This is a genomic window from Ewingella sp. CoE-038-23, from assembly GCF_040419245.1.
GTDB classification, from domain to species: Bacteria; Pseudomonadota; Gammaproteobacteria; order Enterobacterales; family Enterobacteriaceae; genus Ewingella; species Ewingella allii.
In genome coordinates this window covers 2,842,366-2,860,828 of sequence record NZ_JAZHOH010000001.1, presented here as the reverse complement: position 1 = coordinate 2,860,828, position 18,463 = coordinate 2,842,366, and the positions used below count along the sequence as shown (strand labels likewise).

Annotated in this window: 14 protein-coding genes; 6 read left to right on the top strand and 8 right to left on the bottom strand. The window is 56.9% G+C overall.

Features of this window, described 5'->3' with window-relative positions:
* Positions 1–90: 90 nt before the first annotated feature.
* From V2154_RS13590 to V2154_RS13570, 5 genes are all read left to right on the top strand, one after another.
* The gene (locus V2154_RS13590; RefSeq protein WP_353502704.1) at positions 91–1,251 is read left to right on the top strand and encodes an ABC transporter substrate-binding protein; all 1,161 of its coding nucleotides are present in this window, start codon (positions 91–93) and stop codon (positions 1,249–1,251) included.
* Positions 1,252–1,297: 46 nt separating this feature from the next.
* Positions 1,298–2,380: a FecCD family ABC transporter permease gene (locus V2154_RS13585; protein WP_034791619.1), complete on the top strand. Its 1,083-nt coding sequence runs from the start codon at positions 1,298–1,300 to the stop codon at positions 2,378–2,380.
* Positions 2,380–3,219 carry an ABC transporter ATP-binding protein gene (locus V2154_RS13580; protein ID WP_353502703.1) on the top strand — a complete coding sequence of 280 codons (840 nt, stop codon included), beginning with the start codon at positions 2,380–2,382 and terminating at the stop codon, positions 3,217–3,219. Before V2154_RS13585 ends, V2154_RS13580 begins: the two co-directional genes overlap by 1 nt.
* Before the next feature lie 208 nt (positions 3,220–3,427).
* Positions 3,428–5,401, top strand: coding sequence for a catecholate siderophore receptor CirA (cirA, locus tag V2154_RS13575; protein WP_353502702.1), 1,974 nt, complete (start codon positions 3,428–3,430; stop codon positions 5,399–5,401).
* Between the two features lie 421 nt (positions 5,402–5,822).
* Positions 5,823–6,347, top strand: a complete 525-nt coding sequence (locus tag V2154_RS13570) for a P-loop NTPase family protein (RefSeq protein ID WP_353502701.1) — start codon at positions 5,823–5,825, stop codon at positions 6,345–6,347.
* A 402-nt stretch (positions 6,348–6,749) separates the two neighbouring features.
* On the opposite strand, the gene V2154_RS13565 is transcribed toward V2154_RS13570, so the two are convergent.
* The 8 genes from V2154_RS13565 to puuD form a co-directional block, all read right to left on the bottom strand.
* Positions 6,750–7,631 (bottom strand): VOC family protein, encoded by an 882-nt coding sequence (locus V2154_RS13565; RefSeq protein ID WP_353502700.1) that lies wholly within the window; start codon positions 7,629–7,631, stop codon positions 6,750–6,752.
* Positions 7,624–8,730, bottom strand: a complete 1,107-nt coding sequence (locus V2154_RS13560) for an alkylhydroperoxidase domain protein (protein ID WP_353502699.1) — start codon at positions 8,728–8,730, stop codon at positions 7,624–7,626. The genes V2154_RS13565 and V2154_RS13560 overlap by 8 nt, the downstream gene beginning before the upstream one ends.
* 9 nt (positions 8,731–8,739) lie before the next feature.
* Complete coding sequence (locus V2154_RS13555; RefSeq protein ID WP_353502698.1) at positions 8,740–9,780, bottom strand: putative FMN-dependent luciferase-like monooxygenase; 1,041 nt, start codon at positions 9,778–9,780, stop codon at positions 8,740–8,742.
* Positions 9,781–9,803: 23 nt separating this feature from the next.
* Entirely contained in the window at positions 9,804–11,456 is a 1,653-nt protein-coding gene (locus V2154_RS13550; RefSeq protein ID WP_353502697.1) for a dipeptide ABC transporter ATP-binding protein, read from the bottom strand.
* Positions 11,453–12,328, bottom strand: a complete 876-nt coding sequence (locus V2154_RS13545; protein ID WP_353502696.1) for an ABC transporter permease — start codon at positions 12,326–12,328, stop codon at positions 11,453–11,455. The genes V2154_RS13550 and V2154_RS13545 overlap by 4 nt, the downstream gene beginning before the upstream one ends.
* Positions 12,325–13,269, bottom strand: coding sequence for an ABC transporter permease (locus V2154_RS13540; protein WP_353502695.1), 945 nt, complete (start codon positions 13,267–13,269; stop codon positions 12,325–12,327). The genes V2154_RS13545 and V2154_RS13540 overlap by 4 nt, the downstream gene beginning before the upstream one ends.
* 16 nt (positions 13,270–13,285) lie before the next feature.
* Positions 13,286–14,926 carry a TIGR04028 family ABC transporter substrate-binding protein gene (locus tag V2154_RS13535; protein ID WP_353502694.1) on the bottom strand — a complete coding sequence of 547 codons (1,641 nt, stop codon included), beginning with the start codon at positions 14,924–14,926 and terminating at the stop codon, positions 13,286–13,288.
* A gap of 825 nt (positions 14,927–15,751) precedes the next feature.
* Complete coding sequence (puuD, locus tag V2154_RS13530; RefSeq protein ID WP_353502693.1) at positions 15,752–16,537, bottom strand: gamma-glutamyl-gamma-aminobutyrate hydrolase; 786 nt, start codon at positions 16,535–16,537, stop codon at positions 15,752–15,754.
* A 338-nt stretch (positions 16,538–16,875) separates the two neighbouring features.
* On the opposite strand from puuD, the gene V2154_RS13525 reads away from it, so the two are divergent.
* Entirely contained in the window at positions 16,876–18,309 is a 1,434-nt protein-coding gene (locus tag V2154_RS13525; protein ID WP_353502692.1) for a glutamine synthetase family protein, read from the top strand.
* Positions 18,310–18,463 lie beyond the last annotated feature (154 nt).

Below are 18,463 nucleotides of genomic sequence, written 5' to 3'. Positions count from 1 at the left end.
GCTTCTGCATATCGCATTGATAATTATTATCGTTTCCATTATTGTTATGCCCTCTTCAGGGAAACGTAAAGGAATTGCAAGAAGATGATAATGCAGGATAAATACCGTTTTACAGGAGTGAAGGGCGCGGCAATCAGCCTGATTCTGGGGCTTTGCAGCACGCAGGCATTAGCGGTTACCGTAACGGATATCGCCGGGCGAACCGTGACCGTACCGGATAATGTACAGCGCATTGTTTTGGGCGAAGGCCGACTGTTTTACGCGGTTTCTTTGTTGGAAGGGCAGAAGCCCTTTGACCGCATTGTCGGCTGGCAGGGGGATTTCCGTAAACTGGACCCTCAAACCTATGCGGTGTATCGCGAGAAGTTTCCGCAAATTGATAAAATACCGCTGATTGGCACCACGACGGCTGACAGCATCAGCCCGGAGAAGGTGCTGACGCTGCGACCTGATATCGCCATCTTTGGCCTTGCAGGGCACGGCCCCGGCCGCAGCAGCGAGTTAGTCGGCCAGCTTGAGAAAGCGGGCGTGCCGGTGGTGTTTATCGATTTCCGCACCTCGCCGCTGAAAAATACTCTGCCAAGTATGGAATTACTGGGTAAAGTGCTCAACCGTGAAAAGCAGGCGCAGGATTACATCCAGTTTTATCGCAACAATATCAAGCGCGTAACGGATGTCACCAGCAAGGTGAGCGAAGAAAATAAACCGAAAGTGTTTATTGAACTGCGTGCATCAACCACGGATGAATGCTGCCGCTCAGCGGGAAATGGCAATATGGGCGACTTCATCGATTTGGCCGGTGGCGTTAACATTTCCAAGCCGCTGCTGCCGGGTCCGCTGGGACTGGTCAATCTGGAAAAAGTGATCGCTTCCCAGCCGGATATTTACATCGCCAGCGGTGGCGGTGCGCCGAAGAAAGCCGGAGATACCTCACTGCCGACCAGTCTGATTCTGGGCGCGCAGGTGACGCCACAGCAGGCTCAGGCGAGCTTCACGCCGCTGCTTCAGCGCAAGGGGATTTCTACCCTGAAGGCGGTGGAAGAGGGGCACAGTTTCGGTATTTGGCACAATTATTACAACTCACCGTATAACGTGTTGGCGGTGCAGGCGTTTGCTAAGTGGTTCTATCCGCAGAAGTTTGCTGATTTAGATCCTGAGCAGACCATGAAACAGATGTACCAACAGTTTTTGGCGGTAGAGCCTTCCGGCACCTACTGGACTGAAGCCAAAAAACAGGAAAGCGGGCAGTAAGCTGCTGCACGTTTGAGATTTATAAATCACTGAGATGTCTAGAAACATGAGCGCAACTACCGATCCCTTGCTGAATACCAGCCCGCAGGCTGATGGCAGCGTGATGGGACGCTATCAAAATATTGTCCGTCGCCGTCTATTAATCATGTTGGTGCTGGTGCTGGCTATTGTCGCCTCGCTGCTGATCGACTTTGTGATGGGGCCATCGGGGTTGTCGCTCGGTACACTCTGGCAAACGCTGTTTGATTCCGCCTCTGCGGATGCCGGGACACGCGTTATTGTTTGGGATATCCGCCTGCCTTATGCCCTGATGGCTATCGCGGTGGGCATGTCGCTCGGCCTCGCCGGGGCAGAGATGCAGACTATCCTCAACAACCCGCTGGCGTCGCCGTTTACCCTCGGCGTCTCATCGGCGGCGGCCTTCGGTGCTGCGCTGGCGATTGTGCTGGGAATTGGTATTCCGGGCGTGCCGGATCAGTGGTTTATCTCGGCTAACGCCTTCATTTTCGCCTTACTCGCCGCATTAATGCTCGACGGCATCACGCGCTGGACGCGAGTTGCCAGCTCCGGCGTGGTGCTGTTCGGTATCGCGCTGGTCTTTACTTTCAACGCCTTAGTCTCGCTGATGCAGTTCATTGCCACTGAGGATACGCTGCAAGGTCTGGTGTTCTGGACCATGGGCAGTCTGGCGCGTGCCTCTTGGGTCAAACTGGGCGTGATGCTGCTGGCCTTCTTTGTGCTGCTGCCTTGGTCGATGATGAGCGCGTGGAAGCTGACCGCGCTGCGCCTCGGCGAAGACCGCGCCATCAGTTTTGGTATCGACGTGCGCCGTCTGCGCCTCGGCACTCTGCTGCGAATCAGTATTCTTTCCGCGCTGGCGGTGGCGTTTGTCGGCCCAATCGGCTTTATCGGTCTGGTTGCGCCCCACATTGCCCGCCTGATGTTCGGTGAGGATCACCGCTTCTACCTGCCAGCCAGTGCGCTGATTGGTGCTCTGGTGCTGTCGATGGCTTCCGTTGCCTCGAAAAATCTGGTGCCGGGCGTCATTATTCCGGTGGGTATTGTGACTTCTTTGGTTGGCGTGCCGTTCTTCCTGAGTATTATTCTGCGTCATCGGGGGAACGTCTGATGTCTGATACCACTTTAGAATTTACTGCAAAAACTGACTTGAACTCGGCCACCCAAGGGCTGCAAATCCGCGGTTTTAAAGCGGGCTACCCGAAACGTTTGGTGATCAGTGACCTCAACGTGCCGATGCTGCCACGGGGTAAAATTACCGTGCTGCTGGGGCCGAACGGCAGTGGGAAATCCACGCTTCTACGCTCGCTGGCCGGGCTGAATCGCGCCGAAGGGCAGCTGATCCTCGACGGCCACGACCTGATGCCCATGCCTTTCGCCCGCCGCGCCGAGCAGGTGGTCTATCTGCCTCAGTCGCTGCCGGCGGGTGTGCATCTGCACGTGCTGGAGTCGATCATTGTGGCTCAACGCGCCTCGGGCAGTAATGGCAAACAGGCGGAAACCACCGAGCAGGTGATGACGCTGTTGCAGCAGCTGGGGATTGAACATCTGGCCCTGAGCTATCTCGACCAGCTTTCTGGTGGTCAGAAGCAGCTGGTGGGCTTGGCGCAGTCGCTGATTCGCCAACCGTCGCTGCTGCTGCTTGACGAGCCACTGTCAGCACTGGACTTGAACTATCAATTCCACGTGATGGACTTAGTGCGCAAAGAGACGCAAAAACGCAATATCGTCACCGTGGTGGTGGTGCATGACATCAATATCGCGCTGCGCCACGGCGATCGCGTATTGATGCTGAAAGACGGCAATCTGATTGCCGATGGAGAGCCGGAAGAGGTGATCACGCCGGACAGTCTGGCACGCGTCTATGGCGTGCGCGGACGTATCGAGCGCTGCTCGCAGGGAACGCCGCAAATCTTGATTGATGGGTTAGTTAGCGCCCCCTCCATCTAAAATGCTCGTCTTGTTTCGGACATATGCGCAGTATTTTTTATAAATAATCAGGCCGCCAAAGTAGTGGCCTGATGCTTCAACCTTCAATTAGTGAGCCTAAACCAAATAACAATCCTTTATCCCGGGCGGCACACCCACGCCTGTCATCCGGTGATATTGGCTATTTAACAAGTTTGCTTGTTATTTTATCTCATGGAGAGAATGCAACATGGTCAAGGTTACATGGACACCGGCAATGAAGGCCGGATTATGCGCACAGCTGTTCACCGCAGCGTTTCCGGTGTTTGCCGACGACGCTAAAGAGGCAAAGGATAACGAGGATCAGATAGTCGTTACCGCCTCTTCGGTGCAGCAAAACCTCAAAGATGCTCCCGCCAGTATTAGCGTCATCACCCACGATGATTTAAATAAAAAGCCGGTACAAAACCTGAAAGATGTCCTGAAAGACGTGCCGGGCGTGCAGCTCACCAGCGAAGGCGACAACCGTCAAGGCGTCAGTATTCGCGGGCTGAGCAGTAGCTATACGCTGATTTTGGTCGACGGCAAACGCGTTAACTCGCGCAACGCCGTATTCCGCCATAACGATTTTGATCTCAGCTGGATCCCCACAGAGTCCATCGAACGCATCGAAGTGGTGCGCGGGCCGATGTCCTCGCTCTACGGCTCCGACGCGCTGGGTGGCGTGGTCAACATCATCACCCGCAAAGTCGGCAAAGCCTGGCACGGCACCTTAAGTGCGGATACCACCGTGCAGGAGCACCGCGATCGCGGCGATAGCTATAACAGTAATTTCTTCACCAGCGGCCCGTTAATTGACGACATGCTCGGGGTGAAAGTCTACGGCGCATTGGGAAAACGTGAGAAAGATCAGACGGATTCCTCCAGTGGTTCAGCCGGTTTGCCGCGCATTGAAGGTTACACCATGCGCAACGCCAATGCTGAATTCACGCTGACCCCGGAAGATAATCAGGATCTGACCTTCGGTTACGGTTTCAACCGTCAGGATCGCGATTCTGACACGCTGGATAAAAACCGTCTCGAGCGCGAAAACTACTCGCTAGGCCACAATGGCCGCTGGGGCTGGGCGAATACCGAATTGCGCTTCTACGGTGAAAATCTTGAGAATAAAAACAGCGACACTATCACCTCGAAAAACAACTCGCTGGACGGCAAAATTGTCGTGCCTCTGGGTGAAATCAATCAGTTATTCACCCTCGGCGGTGAGTATCGCAACGACAAGCTGGAAGATAATATCAATCTGTCCGGCAGCGGCAGCACTCAGGCCAACCAGTATGCGATCTTTGTCGAAGATGAATGGCGGATGTTTGAAAATCTGGCCTTCACCGGCGGCGTGCGCATGGACGACCACGAAAACTACGGCGTGAACTGGTCGCCGCGTGCTTATTTGGTCTATAACGCTACCGACACCGTGACGGTAAAAGGCGGCTGGGCCACGGCGTTCAAAGCCCCGTCACTGCTGCAACTCAGTTCCGACTGGACCAGCGCTTCCTGTCGCGGTGCCTGTCAAATCGTCGGTAACCCGGACCTCAAGCCAGAAACCAGCGAAAGCGTCGAGCTTGGCCTGTACTATGCGGGCGAAGAGGGCCTGCTGGAAGATGTCACCGCCAGCGCCACGGTGTTCCAGAACGACGTTGACGACATGATTGGTATCAACCGCACCCGCGACCGCGCGGAGGCACCGAGCTACAGTAACTTTGTGGGTTTTGATAAATCGGGCAATCCGATTTTCAAATATTACAATGTCAACAAAGCGCGTATTCGCGGGCTGGAAACGGAGTTGAAGCTGCCGTTAAGCGAAGCCTTTGGCCTGAAGCTTAACTACACCTACAACGACGGGCGCGACTTGAGCAATGGCGGCAATAAGCCACTCAACACGCTGCCGTTCCACACCGCCAACGCCACCCTTGACTGGAACCCGCAGGACGACTGGAATCTTTATCTGACTGCCAACATGAAAGGCCAGACCCGCACCGTGACCGACAACGGCGCGACGCCGGGCGGTTACACCATGTGGGACACCGGCGGTTCATACAAAGTAAACAAAGCCGTGAAGATCCGCGCCGGCGTGCTGAACCTGCTGGATAAAGACTTGAATCGCGATGCTTACAGCTATAACGAGGATGGTCGTCGATACTTTGTGGCGGTTGATTATAAGTTTTGATGGGCGGCTGCCCAGACCTGCCGTGAAGTTTTAACTTCAACGTCAAAACCGTGGGCTTCGGCCCACACCGACCAGGGGGCGGCTTATCGCCACCGCCCCCTGGACCCCCGGGCTCTTTCACTGCGCGCTTCGCTGGTTGGGCGGACATGTTTCAGAAACCTCGGTGTTCACCGCAAAATGCCGCCGCTTAGGCGGTGCCCTCAGTTCGGGTTCGGACCAACTCGTATACCCCCGCTCGTTGTTTCTCACCTCTCCCTCGGCGTCATTTTTGACTGCGGTCTAGGGGCTTTTCAGTCGTGCCGTTTCAGACAGCCACTGTTTAGGTTGGTGTTATCTCTTCTCTATTTCAAAGTAGAAAGCTGGCAATGGGTTGCTTATAATGCCGCCCCTTTTTGCTTAGCAGTTGCTCTTTGAGGTACTCATGAAACTGTCTGATCTTGGTCATCGAATCTGTATTTTGGGTCCTTCTAATAGTGGTAAATCAACGCTTGCTGATGCCATCGGCAAGAAGTTGGATTTGAAGATTGTTCATCTCGACCGGCTGTATCATCTACCTAACACTCAGTGGCAGCCTCGGCCAAAGGAGGAATTCATCGCGCTTCACGATGAAGAGATAAAAGGCGAAAGATGGGTTATTGACGGCAATTATTCGAAGTTGCAGCCACAGCGCCTCGCCAGAGCAACAGGTATTATTGTGCTGGATGTCTCCACGGCATTAAGCGTTGTGCGTTATCTCAATCGGACATTGTTCGAAAAACATCGCTACGGCGCTCTGGAAGGGGGCAAAGACAGCCTGAACTGGGATATGTTCCACCACATCATTTTCGTCACGCCCAAAAGCCGCAAACGCAATACCAAGCAGTTTGCACAATGGACAGTGCCAAAAATCCGGCTGGCCTCGGCAAGAGAAATCAAAAAACAGATGCGCGAGTGGGAGTTAGTTTAGACTTTTCATCAATTTGAAGGTCAGAACGACGTTCTGCTCCGCCCCCTGAAAAAGGGGAAGGGAGCAAGTCAAAATCCACTGAAACGGTATGGTGTAAATGCCAGTAGGCCGCGTTCAGAAGTGACGCCGAATGAATGGTTCGAGACCCAAGGCTCGAAGCCTGAAATTCGGGAACCGCCTAAGCGGCGGCACTTCGCGGCGAACACAGTGGCTGCTGAAACACGTCCATTCCAACCCTGCGCAGCCACGATCTTCCAGCAATAAAAAGCGCGGGAGTCCAGAGGGCGCGCGCTTACGCGCCTTCTGGGCCAGTTTGCGTGGCAACGCAAGGTGTTGACCTTAAGACCGGTGTGGCAGCAGCGCACGATTTTGACGTTGAATTTAAAAGCGCCCTCGACTCGCCTAGTCAGTAAAACGTAATGCCACCCCAAGTGCATCTTCAGCTCTGACCACAACGCCTTCCGGCGTATCCGAAAACGCAATTTCGCCGACTTTCAAACTTTGTCTCACCAAGTCCAGCGACGCGGTGGCAAACTCCAGCGCGACCATGCGCGCCGTGCCGTTTTCCCCTTCGGGGATCTTGCCGAACAGGGCGGTGGCGCGCTCTGGGGGGATGAAACGCACCGTGGCGCGCCCGGCTTTGATCTCCACTTCACCTTGCGAGCCGTGGCTCAGCGCCGACTCGCCGAACAATTCGGCATAAACGCTGGCGGTCTCCTGCGGCGCGGAGGTCGCGATAACGAAACCGGTGATATTGCTCACCCCGTTCGGGTGGCGCTGCCATTCGATGCGCCACACCAGCTCCGGCGTGATGTGCTGGCAGAAGAAGCTACGGCCATTGGCCACGCGCTCGGCGGAGAGCGGCACGGTGCGAAAACGCGCATTCGGCTCGGAGCCGTCGTTAAGCTGCACCGGACGGAAAAAATCGGCGGGCGCTGAGCCTGCAATGTCTTGCTGCTGCAAATGCTGGAATACCGCCGAGGCGTCCTGCGTTTTCCAAACCAGCCCGGTCAGGCCGAGCGGCGCGAGCCACAGGTCTTTGCGGGTGTGCTCGTTGGCGGCTTCATAACCTAAAAGTTCAAGATAGTTCTCGCCGAAAATCGCCAGATGATTGCTCGAACCCAGCGAATGATGCCCGCGCGGCGTGAGCTGGAAGCCCAAGCGGCGGAATTGCTGCTGGGCGTGATCCAGCAATCCGGCCACGTTAATCACCGCGTGGTCGAGGTGCGGCGTTATCTCAGTTTTCGTTTCTACTGCCTGTTCCGGCGTTGAAATCTCAGTCATCAAAAGGTTCTCCCAGCGTTAACATCAGGCGATTGGCCCAAGCGAAGAAGGCGGTGGATTGCGCTAAGTCGACGATTTCCAGCGTGCTCAGCCCCTCTTCGCGCAGCCGGGCGATATGGGCGCTGCTGGCGGTTGGCGGCGTGGCGGAGAGCGCAGCGGCGAAGTCGATCTGCACCTGCCAGCGCGGGGACTGCCCCTCGCTGAGAATGCCGCCCGGCGCGGTGTCGATCAGACGCTGCACGTCTTCGGTCTGCTTGGACAACTGGCTGGCTTTGCGCGAATGCACCGAGGCGCAGTAGATACAGCCGTTGATTTTGCTGGCAACGGTGGCGGCGATTTCGCGCTCTTTGCGCGGCAGGCCGCCACTGGTGTAGAAAATGCCTTTGTCGGTCAGGGTGCGTTGCTCAAGGACCGGCAGGTTGCGGCCTAACAGGCGGAAATAGTCGGAGTCGGTATGGCCGAAGCGCGCCAGAATCGCCTGCTGCTCGGCATCAAACTCTTCCAGCTTCTTCGACGGGATCCACGGCTCCCAGCCCAGTTCGGCCTGCGTAAACACCTTCGGCGCAGAGCGCCCGCTGTGGGTTTTGCCATCGTGACGCCAGTAGCCTGCGGCGATTTTCCTGTCGCTGGCGTTTTCCACAGAATGGCCGCCAATCAGGCGATAGCTGCGCAGTTGGCGCGTCTGGAAACTGACAAAAGCAATCAGCTGCGACAGGGTGACGATGGCGTCTAATGACCAGCCCGCCTGCTGCAAAGCCTGTAAGTGGGCGGCGGTGGCGCTGGCCGGTTTAAAGCTCAGGCGTTCGCCGTGGTCGAGTGCAGACTCCAAACGCGCCGTGTTGCCTTCATCGGGCAGGGCGTTCAGGCGCTCGGCATAGTGGGAAGCCAGCTGGCTGTCGCCATGCCAGCGGGCGACGTTTTCAGCCAGCAACAGACGTTCGGCCAAGGTGAAATCCACGCCGTCGTCGGCGCTAAAAATGGTTTCGTAGCTCCCTTGGGCGTGACGAGTGGCGGCATCGCGAGTTTCACGCGCCTGCGCCAGTTCTGAACCAGCGTCAATCACAGCCAGTTGGTCGAGCAAATCTTGAGCGGTAGTCATGGCGTTTCCTTAAACAAGTTCGTGCAGAGGTGAAGTCACGGATTTTGGCGTGCGGCGCGTCCAGCCCAGCTCTGGCGCGACGTGGCGGGCCAGCAGTTCGATGGAGCGCAGAATGTATGGGTGTGGCGGGTCAATCGAGTGAACCTGGAATGACAGGTCGGTCACCCGCGCCAGCGCGCTGTCCAGTTTCAGGGAAGCCGTCACCTGATCCGGCGAGCCAATGTGCGCGTCAAAGGCGCGAATATGGTCATCCAAGGTGTCGCCGTGAACCGTCTGACCATTGGCGCGATGGTTCTCCGCCTGACGGCGCAGGCCTTTCTCAGCCAGTCGGCGCGCTTCGGCTCCGTCTTCGGTCACAAAGGCGGTGCGCGAGCCCATGATGCGCGGCTCGACGCCCGCAGGCAGGGCGGCAAGGTAGGCATCAATAATGGGGTTTTGAATCTCGGCCAGCGTCAGGTTAGGCGCATCCGCCGGGCGCGGCTGGGTGCGTGACAGCATCAGACCATCACCGGCCAAGCCTGCGCGCGTGCCGCCTTCAACGGAAAACGTGGCTTGCCAGACGCGGTTCACCAGCTGAGGCGCAGCCGGGTATAAACGGTTATCGGTTCCAGCCAGCGGCTCGCCGCGCCACGCCTGTAACAATGTGTTGAGGTTGTGGCTAAATACCGCGCCGCGCTGGCTGCTTTCCAAGCCAAATGGCGGGAATGAGGTCGGCGTGCCGCCCGATCCTAAGCCAATTTCCAGACGCCCGCCGGAGAGCAAATCCAGCACCGAGGTGTCTTCGGCCACGCGCAGTGCATTTTCCATCGCCAGCGTGATTACCCCGGTGCCCAGACGGATGAAACGGGTGTGCGCCGCAACCTGTGCCAGAAACACCAGCGGCGCGGGCAGGCCGCCCTCGGCTTCGTGGAAGTGGTGCTGCGCCACCCATGCCGCGTCAAACCCCTGCTGTTCGGCAAAAACGATCTGCTCAGTGGCTAAGCGATAGCGCTCTTGCGGGCTGGCGTCATCCAATAAACGGGTAAAAAAGCCAAGACGTTTTGTACTCATTTCAATTCCTTAACGCTGTTCAGTTATGCAGCGCGATGACGGCCATTGCCCGGGATCGCATTAATCAGTTCTTTGGTGTAATCACTGCCCGGATGAGCAAACACCGATTCGACGTCGCCGGAGTCCACTTGCTGGCCGCGATTGAGCACCGACACGCTGTGCGAAATCTGCCTGACGGTGGCGAGGTCGTGAGAGATAAACAGGTAGGTCAGGCCGAGGGAGTCCTGCAACTCCTGCAATAGGCTGAGGATCTGCGCCTGCACCGTGACGTCCAGCGCCGAGGTGGCTTCATCCAGCACCAGAATCTTCGGTTCGAGGATCAGCGCACGGGCGAGAGCCACGCGCTGACGCTGGCCGCCGGAGAGTTCGCGCGGCTTGCGGCTGAGCAGTTCCAGCGGCAGGGCCACGCGCTGGGCGATGCTATGCACCCGGCGGCGACGCTCGTCGGCGGCAATAGGTTCATAATTCAGCAGCGGCTCTTCGATGACGCTAAACAGGGTTTGCGAAGGGTCGAGTGAGGCAAACGGGTTCTGATATACCAGTTGAATCTGTTTACGCAGCTGGCGCAGCGCTTCGCCTTTCAACTGGGTAATGTCCTGCCCGTCAATTAGCACGCTGCCTGAATCCGGACGCTGGAAACCGAGCAGAATACGCGCCAGCGTGGTCTTGCCAGAGCCTGACTCCCCAACCAGCGAGTGGGTGGTGCCGCGTGCGATAGTGAAGGAGACATTATCCACGGCGCGGAAAGCCGGTTTGCCTTTGCCGCCCAGTGAGAAGTCCTTCACCAGATTTTCAACCCGCAAAATCGCTTCGCCGCCAGTAGCGCGCAGTGATGCGCGATGCCTGCCGGAGAGGGCAGGGACATCTGCGAACAGCTGGCGGGTGTATTCGCTTTTCGGCGCGCTAAGCACCTCGGCGGTAATGCCCTGTTCCTGCACTTTGCCATTACGGAACACCAGCAGGCGGTCGGCGCGCTCGGCGGCCACCGCGAGGTCGTGGGTGACGAACAGCACGGCGGTGCCGAACTCCTGACGCAGCTCGTCAATCAGGTCCAGAATGCGTTTTTGCACCGTGACGTCCAGCGCGCTGGTTGGTTCATCGGCAATGATTAAAGCCGGTTGCAGCGCAATGGCGATGGCAATCAGCACGCGCTGCTTCATGCCGCCGGACAGCTCGTGCGGATACTGCTTGGCGCGCAGCTCAGGGTGGGAAAGGCCGACGCGAGCCAGCAGTTCTACCACGCGCTCGTCGCGCTGCTTGCGCGGCAGGCGACGGTGAATGTTCAAAATTTCCGCCACCTGCGCGCCGATGGTCTTCACCGGATTGAGCGAGCTGGTCGGGTCCTGCGGGATCAGGCTAATGCGCGCGCCGCGCAGCGCGTCCAGGCGGCGCTGCGACCACTGGCTGATGTCGGTGCCATTAAGGCGAATCGCCCCTTCCTGCAAATGGCCGTTTTCCGCCAACAGGCCAATAATCGCCTGCGCGGTGGTGGTTTTGCCGGAGCCGGACTCGCCGACTAGCGCCACCACTTCACCCGGATAAATCGAGAAGGAGACGTTGTGCACCACGCGCTGGCTCTGCGTACCGCTGCTGTAAGCAATGGAGACGTCTTCCAGCGCCAGCACCGGCGTGCGCTGCTCGGCGGCGGTGCGGTTAAAGCTGACATTCAGGCTCATCGACGGCTCCTGCGGAAAGATTGGCTAATACGGTTGGCGGAAAGCACCACCAACACCACCACGATGCCGGGGAAGGTGGTTAACCACCATGCCGTGGAAATGTAGTTACGCCCTTCGGCAATCAGCAGGCCCCACTCCGGGGTTGGCGGCGGGGTGCCGTAACCCAAGAAGCTCAGGGTGGAAATTGCCAAAATCGCACTGCCAAATTGCAGGGCGGAAAAGGCCAGCACGGCAGTCAGCGAGTTGGGCAAAATATGCCGCCACAGCACCGCGAAGAAGGTACCGCCGCTGCCATAGGCCGCTTCGACATAATCGCTGTGGCGCACCAGCACCACTTCTGAACGCGCGAGGCGAGCGAAGTTGGCAATCGAGGTGACGCCGACGGCGATTGCCGCGTGAACCGTACCGAAGCCGAGCAGAATAATCACCGAAAGCGACAGCAGCAGGCCGGGGATCGACAGCAGTACGTCAACGATGCGCATCACCAGAGTATCGGCAAAGCCGCCAACTGCGCCGGCGAATAGCCCGAGTGCGGTGCCGAGTACCAGCCCCAGCGCCACGGCAACCAGCGCACCGGACAGCGAGTGCGACGCGCCGTAAACAATGCGCGCGTAGACATCGCGGCCCAGCTGGTCGGTGCCCAGCCAGTGTCCGGCCTGAGGTGCCAGACGCTGCGCCCCGGCAATGCCTTCCGTGCCGCTATAAGAGGTGAACAGCCCCGGCGCGATGGCCCATAAAATCACCACGATCATCACCGCCCAGGCCAGAATCAGCCCCGGCTTAACGCGGGTGAACAGGGCGCTGCGGGTTTTCGGGCGAGGCGCGAGGCGTGTCTTCTCCTGACCTAACTGCTCAATGGGTAAGCTACTCATGCGTGCGCTCCGGCAGTGGATTTAAGACGCGGATCCAGTAACGGATAAACCAAGTCGACCAGCAAGTTGATGCCAACAAAGGCGGCGGCGGAGATAACCACAATCGCCTGTAATACCGCCACATCCTGATTGTTGACCGCCTGCTGGGTCAGTTGCCCCAGCCCGTTAAGGCCGAAGACGGTTTCGGTGATCAGTGCCCCGGCAATCAGCTCGCCAAACAGCAATCCGGCAATGGTCAGGGCAGGGAGCAGGGCATTACGCGCAACGTGGCGCCACAACACGCCGCTGCGCGACGCACCTTTGGCACGGGCGACAGCCACGAAGGGCTGGGTTTGCACCTGATCGATACTGCGGATCAAAATCTGCGCCAGCGGGGCTGAAATCGGCACCGCCAGCGTAACGATCGGCAGAATCAGCCCGACCCATTCACCCGGGTTAATCACCGGGATCCAGCGTAAGTGGAAAGAGAAGAACTGGATCAGCGCAATGCCGAGCCAGAAGGTTGGGATCGAAATAAACAGCGACGGCAATGACTGGAGTGCCGACTTCAGCCAGCCGAAGTGCAGCAGGCTGGAGAGGAAGGCGATGGCCACCGCCACCACCGCCGCCAAGATAAAGCCGAGTACCGCCAGTCGCAGCGTCGGCGGGAAGTTGCTGCTCAGCAGCTCCGTCACCGGCACGCCCGCCTGAATCGAATAGCCCAGATCACCGCGCAGGAAATTGCCCAGCGTATGCAGATATTGCTGCCAGATGGGCACATCTGCTCCGTAAACCGCGCGCATATCCGCGATTTGCGCCGGGCTGAGTCCCATATCGGGATTCTGGAATTTGATAAGGATGGCATCACCCGGCAGCACTTGCAGCAGGATGAAGGAGACGGTAAACGCCGCCCACAGCACCAGCACTGCCTGCCCGATGCGACCACTAAAGTATCGGCTCATTGTCTACTCCTGCCTGTTAATGCTTTTCCAACCATGCGCCGTAGAAGCTTGGGCGGCCCACGGCTTCAAAGTTCACGCCTTTGAGGTAGGGAGCACCGGCAAACACCTGCGGTTCTTCGAAAATTGGAATGACGTAGGCCTGATCCAACAGGTAGTTCTGCACGTCGCCGGTCAGCGCCAGACGCTTTTTCGGGTCCACTTCGGCAGAAACGGCAATCAACAGGTCGTTGAGTTTGTCATCACGGAAGCTTTTCACCTTGCTGCTTGAACCGCCTTTTTGCAGCAGCACGTCGCGGTTGGTCGGGTAGAAGGCGCTTTTAATCACGTCCGGATCGGCGCGACCCACTTCCACCACGTAGGCGGCAGTTTTCTCTGGGTCGAGGTTGTCCGCCACGCGGCTACCGGCGTCACCCGCCAAGATATTCAGCTTCACGCCGACCTGACCCCACTGCTGGGAAACCAGCTGCAGCACCTCTTTGTTCTGCGGCTGCGGCAGGGATTCATACACGGTCAGCGCGAGAGTTTTGCCCTCTTTCTGGCGAACGCCGTTCGGGCCGGCTTTCCAGCCTGCTTCGTCTAACAGCTTTTTGGCCTGCGCCGGGTCATAGGTCAGTTTGTTGCTCAAATCCACATAACCCGCGGCGGTTTTGGCCACCACCGAAGTGGCTTGCGGATAGTTAGGGGAGAACAGGGTGTCGACCACTTGTTTAGAGTTGGTGGCGTGCAGCAGCGCCTGACGCACGCGCAGGTCAGAAACCAAGGCGTTATCAGGGCGGAAGGCGATGCCGTCGTTGACGCCTTTAGTCGGAGCAGCGTAAATCGGGAAGTTTTGGTCTTTGGCCTGTTTCTCGTCATAAGCTTGTACCTGACGAATAAAATCAGCCTGACCCGCCAGCAGCGCGCCAATGCGCACGCTGTCTTCATTAGTGACAATCACTTTGATGCCATCAAGGTTAGCGCGGCCCTGCTGTTTGAGGTTTTTCGGCCCCCAGTTGTAGTCTTTACGCGCAGTTAAATCGACTTCGCGCCCCAGCGTCTCTTTGCTGACCACAAAGGGGCCAGAGCCGATGATGTGGGTGGCATCGCCCAGCGAGTCGAAATCGCGGTTTAACGTGCTCAGCGACACTAAGCCGGAGCCAATGGTGGCGGTACCTTGCAGGAAGCCCGGCGAGGATTTCTTGAAGAAGAATTTCACCGTCAGTGGGTCAACCACTTCGCTATGGTCATAGTTGTTGATCACTTCGGACACCGGCAGGTGATGCTCTTTATTGCCTAAGCCGTAAGTGTCGAAGTTCTTCGCCACGGCGTTGGCATCCAGCGGCGTGCCGTCAGAGAAGGTGACGCCCGGACGAATTTTAAAGGTGTACTCGGTTTTATCCGCATTGAAAGACCATGACTCGGCGATCCACGGCTCAATCGCCAGCGTTTCCGGATTCTGGTAAGTCAGCTTATCGGTAATTTGGTTAAGAATACCGCCGTTCGGATAGAAGCCGCCCGCCGGTGGATATAAGTTGGTGTGAGCCTGCTGTTCAAGATAAATCAGGGTTCCGCCCTGAACTGGCGTTCCGTCAGCGGCCATAGCCGCGCTGGTGGTAGTTAATAAAAGCCCTAAAGCCAGAGCGCGGGAAACCGCGTTCAAACGGCGAATATTTTGCATGGATATACCCTTTTTATTATTGGTAAGTGAGCACCACCAAAGTCCGCCGTGACGGCTTTAGAACTAAAGTAGTGGTTCTATAACAAACCTTTTTAAAATGGATATAAACGAAGGAATTTAGCTATCAATAGCGAGAAAGTGGCAATAGGAATGTATTGAACATTTAGCCATATTGGGGGGCTTTGGGGCTGGCTGCCCAAACCCGCTCTTAAGGTCAAGGTCGTGGGCTCGCCGCCCACACTGGCCCAAAGGGTTTTAAACGAAACCCTTTGGAATCCTGCGTTTTTTTGCTGCTGAAAGATCGAGGCTGCGCAGGGTTGGAATGGACGTGTTTCAGCGGCCACTGTGTTCGTCGCGAAGTGCCGCCGCTTAGGCGGTTCCCTCAGTTCGGGCTTCGAGCCTTTGGTCTCGAACCACTCCCTCGGCGTCACTTCTGAACGCGACCTACTGGCACTTACTTCGAGCCGTTTCATTCACAAAAAATCTGAAATTTACTGAAAAGGTACGGTTGAAATGCCTCAAAACCGCAGTCAAAAATGGCGCTGAGCGAGAGGTTCGAGACCTATGGCTCGAATCCCGTGGCGAAGGCACCGCCTAAGCGGCGACATTTTGCGGTGGAGAACTGAAGCCCCTGAAACACGTCCGCCCAACGAGCGGAGCGCGCAGTAAAGAGCCGGGGAGTCTTGAGGGGCGCGGCGATAGGCGCCCCTCAAGGCCGGTGTGGCGGCAGCGCACAGTTTTGACCTTAAACGGTGTGGGCCGACGCCCACGGTTTTGAAGTTGAAGTTGAAGTTGACTTAAGCAGGGCCCAACCCGGGGATATCTCTACCCCCTATGATACTTCCGACATGCAGCGACGAAGGATTCGAACAGCTGACGAGACACGGCGTCGGTCAAGCTGTGCCACTCGGGGTGCCACTGTACGCCGAGGGCGAAGGGGTGGCTACGCACGCTGACGGCTTCCACCAGATTGTCCGGTGCGCGGGCCTCGACGCTGAGCTCTGCGCCCAGACGCTTCGCGCCTTGGCCGTGCAGTGAGTTCACCTGAAAAGACTGATAATCGGGCAGAAGCTCTGCCAGCAGGCCGCCCGGCTCGATGTTAACAGGGTGAACCAGCGCGAATTGCTCGTCGTGGGAGAGGGAGGTGTCCTCGCGGTGATCCATATAGCCCGGCTCTTCCTGCACTTTGCGATACAGGCTGCCGCCGGTGGCGACCACCAACTCCTGCATACCACGGCAGGCGGCAAGCAGGGGGATGCCTTGGGCTAAGGTCGCGCGGATCAGCGCAATACTTAGCTTGTCGCGCCCCGGATCGGCCAGCTCCTCGATACCGTCTTCGTTATACCAGTGCGGCTCGACATTGCTCGGGCTGCCGGTGAGGAAAATGCCGTCGAGACGTGCTAACACTTCCTCGATAGCGCCTTCCCGTGAGGCCAATTCGTGTGGCAGACAGACGGGGATGGCGTTGGCGTTGAAAATCGCGTCGAGATACTTCTCGTGTACGGTCAGTGCCGGGTTCTCATCAATGCTATTGGCACACATGACGACCCCAATGATCGGTCTGTAGCTCTCTTCTTTTCTGGCTGGTGCCTGGGAAAATATGGTGCTCATTTTACCGCCTCGTTGAGTGGTCGAAAGGGAAAGAAATCCGCGCCTTATCGCGTTTTGTTGCCTATTTTTTGGCTGTTATTCCATTAAAATTAGCAGCGGGGAGTTGCTTTTTCAAACCTATATGTAAAGGAATTGTTGCTGTTGCAAAACAATTCTGATGGGTCTAGGGTTAATATTGAGACAAATATGTCTTCGAGGAATGAGGTGTGCCCCTTATATGATCTGAGAGTGCCGTTGCATTAAGAAGTTCGCAGTGATGTAGTAAAGGCGGGGCATCATGGTGGTGTCGTGGTCGCCTCAATATCCGCCTCAAACTTGAGGCAAACGGTGGAAATTTTATGCAAACCTTAATTCTTGAATCGAATAGTTCCGAAGTTGAAGACTTCGCAGCACACGGCGAAGAAAAGCGAAGCAGCGCGTTCCAGGATGAAGTTAACCAATACCTGGAACGTCACCCACTTACTCTGCATGTCGATGTTCTTCTTACCGATTTAAATGGTACCTTCCGCGGAAAACGCATTCCCGTCTCTACTCTGCTTAAAGTCGAAAAAGGCTGTTACTTCCCTGCCTCCGTGTTTGCTATGGATATTCTTGGCAACGTGGTGGAAGAGGCGGGCCTTGGCCAAGAGCTAGGCGAGCCGGATCGCATTTGTCTCCCTATCCCCGGAACATTAACCCCCTCCGCTTCGGACCCAGAGCATATTGCTCAGCTGTTGCTGACCATGCTTGACGAAGATGGCACTCCCTTTGACGTTGAACCCCGCAATGTGCTGAATCACCTATGGCAAACATTGCGCCAGCGAGGATTATTCCCGGTGGTAGCGGTAGAGTTGGAGTTCTATCTGCTCGATAAGCAGCGAGATGCGGAAGGGTTTATTCAGCCGCCTTGTAACCCGGGGACCACTGAGCGAAGTATTCATACTCAGGTCTATTCGGTAGATAATCTCGACCATTTCGCCGACGTTCTCAACGATATTGATCGCCTTGCTCTAATGCAAGGTCTGCCCGCCGATGGCGCGGTGGCGGAGTCATCTCCCGGCCAGTTCGAAATCAACTTGCACCACAGCGACAACATCCTGCGGGCCTGTGACCACGCGCTGGCGCTCAAGCGTTTAGTGCGTCTGGTGGCCGAAAATCATGGTATGGAAGCCACCTTCATGGCGAAACCTTACGATGATTACGCCGGTAGCGGTATGCATATTCATATCAGCGTGCTGGATGATAACGGCAAGAACCTGTTTGCTGGCACGGAGTCGGAAGACTCGGCGCTGATGAAACGCGCGTTGGCTGGTTTGATTGAGCTGATGCCTGCGTCGATGGCGATTTTAGCGCCGAACGTCAATGCTTTCCGCCGATTCCAGCCCGGCATGTATGTGCCAACGCAGGCGTCGTGGGGGCATAACAACCGTACCGTGGCGCTGCGCGTGCCGTGTAGCGGTGCTGTTGACCACCGCGTGGAGTATCGCGTTGCCGGTGCCGATGCCAATCCATATTTAGTGGTGGCAACCGTGCTTGCCGGGATGTTGCACGGCTTTGACAATGAACTGCCTCTGCCGGAACCCGTCACGGGTAATGGTCTGGAGCAGGAAGGTATTCCGTTACCTATTCGTCAGAGTGATGCCTTGGCAGCCTTTGACGAGCAGGGCGCGCTGAAGAAATATCTTGGGGAGCGTTTCTCGCAGGTCTATCACGCGTGTAAATCTGATGAACTGTTACAGTTCGAGCGTCGAGTGACTGAAACAGAAATTGATTGGATGCTGCGCAATGCCTAAGGTGCTGATGAGGCTGGAACCCCTATCGTTTATTTATTGACCAGACTCAAGGCATAGAAAGAAATTGCATTTGAGGGCTTCAAAATCTTGTCATCGGCCCTCGATTTAGTGCAAAATACGCCACATGCAGAATAACCGACGCTTAAAGGCGCCG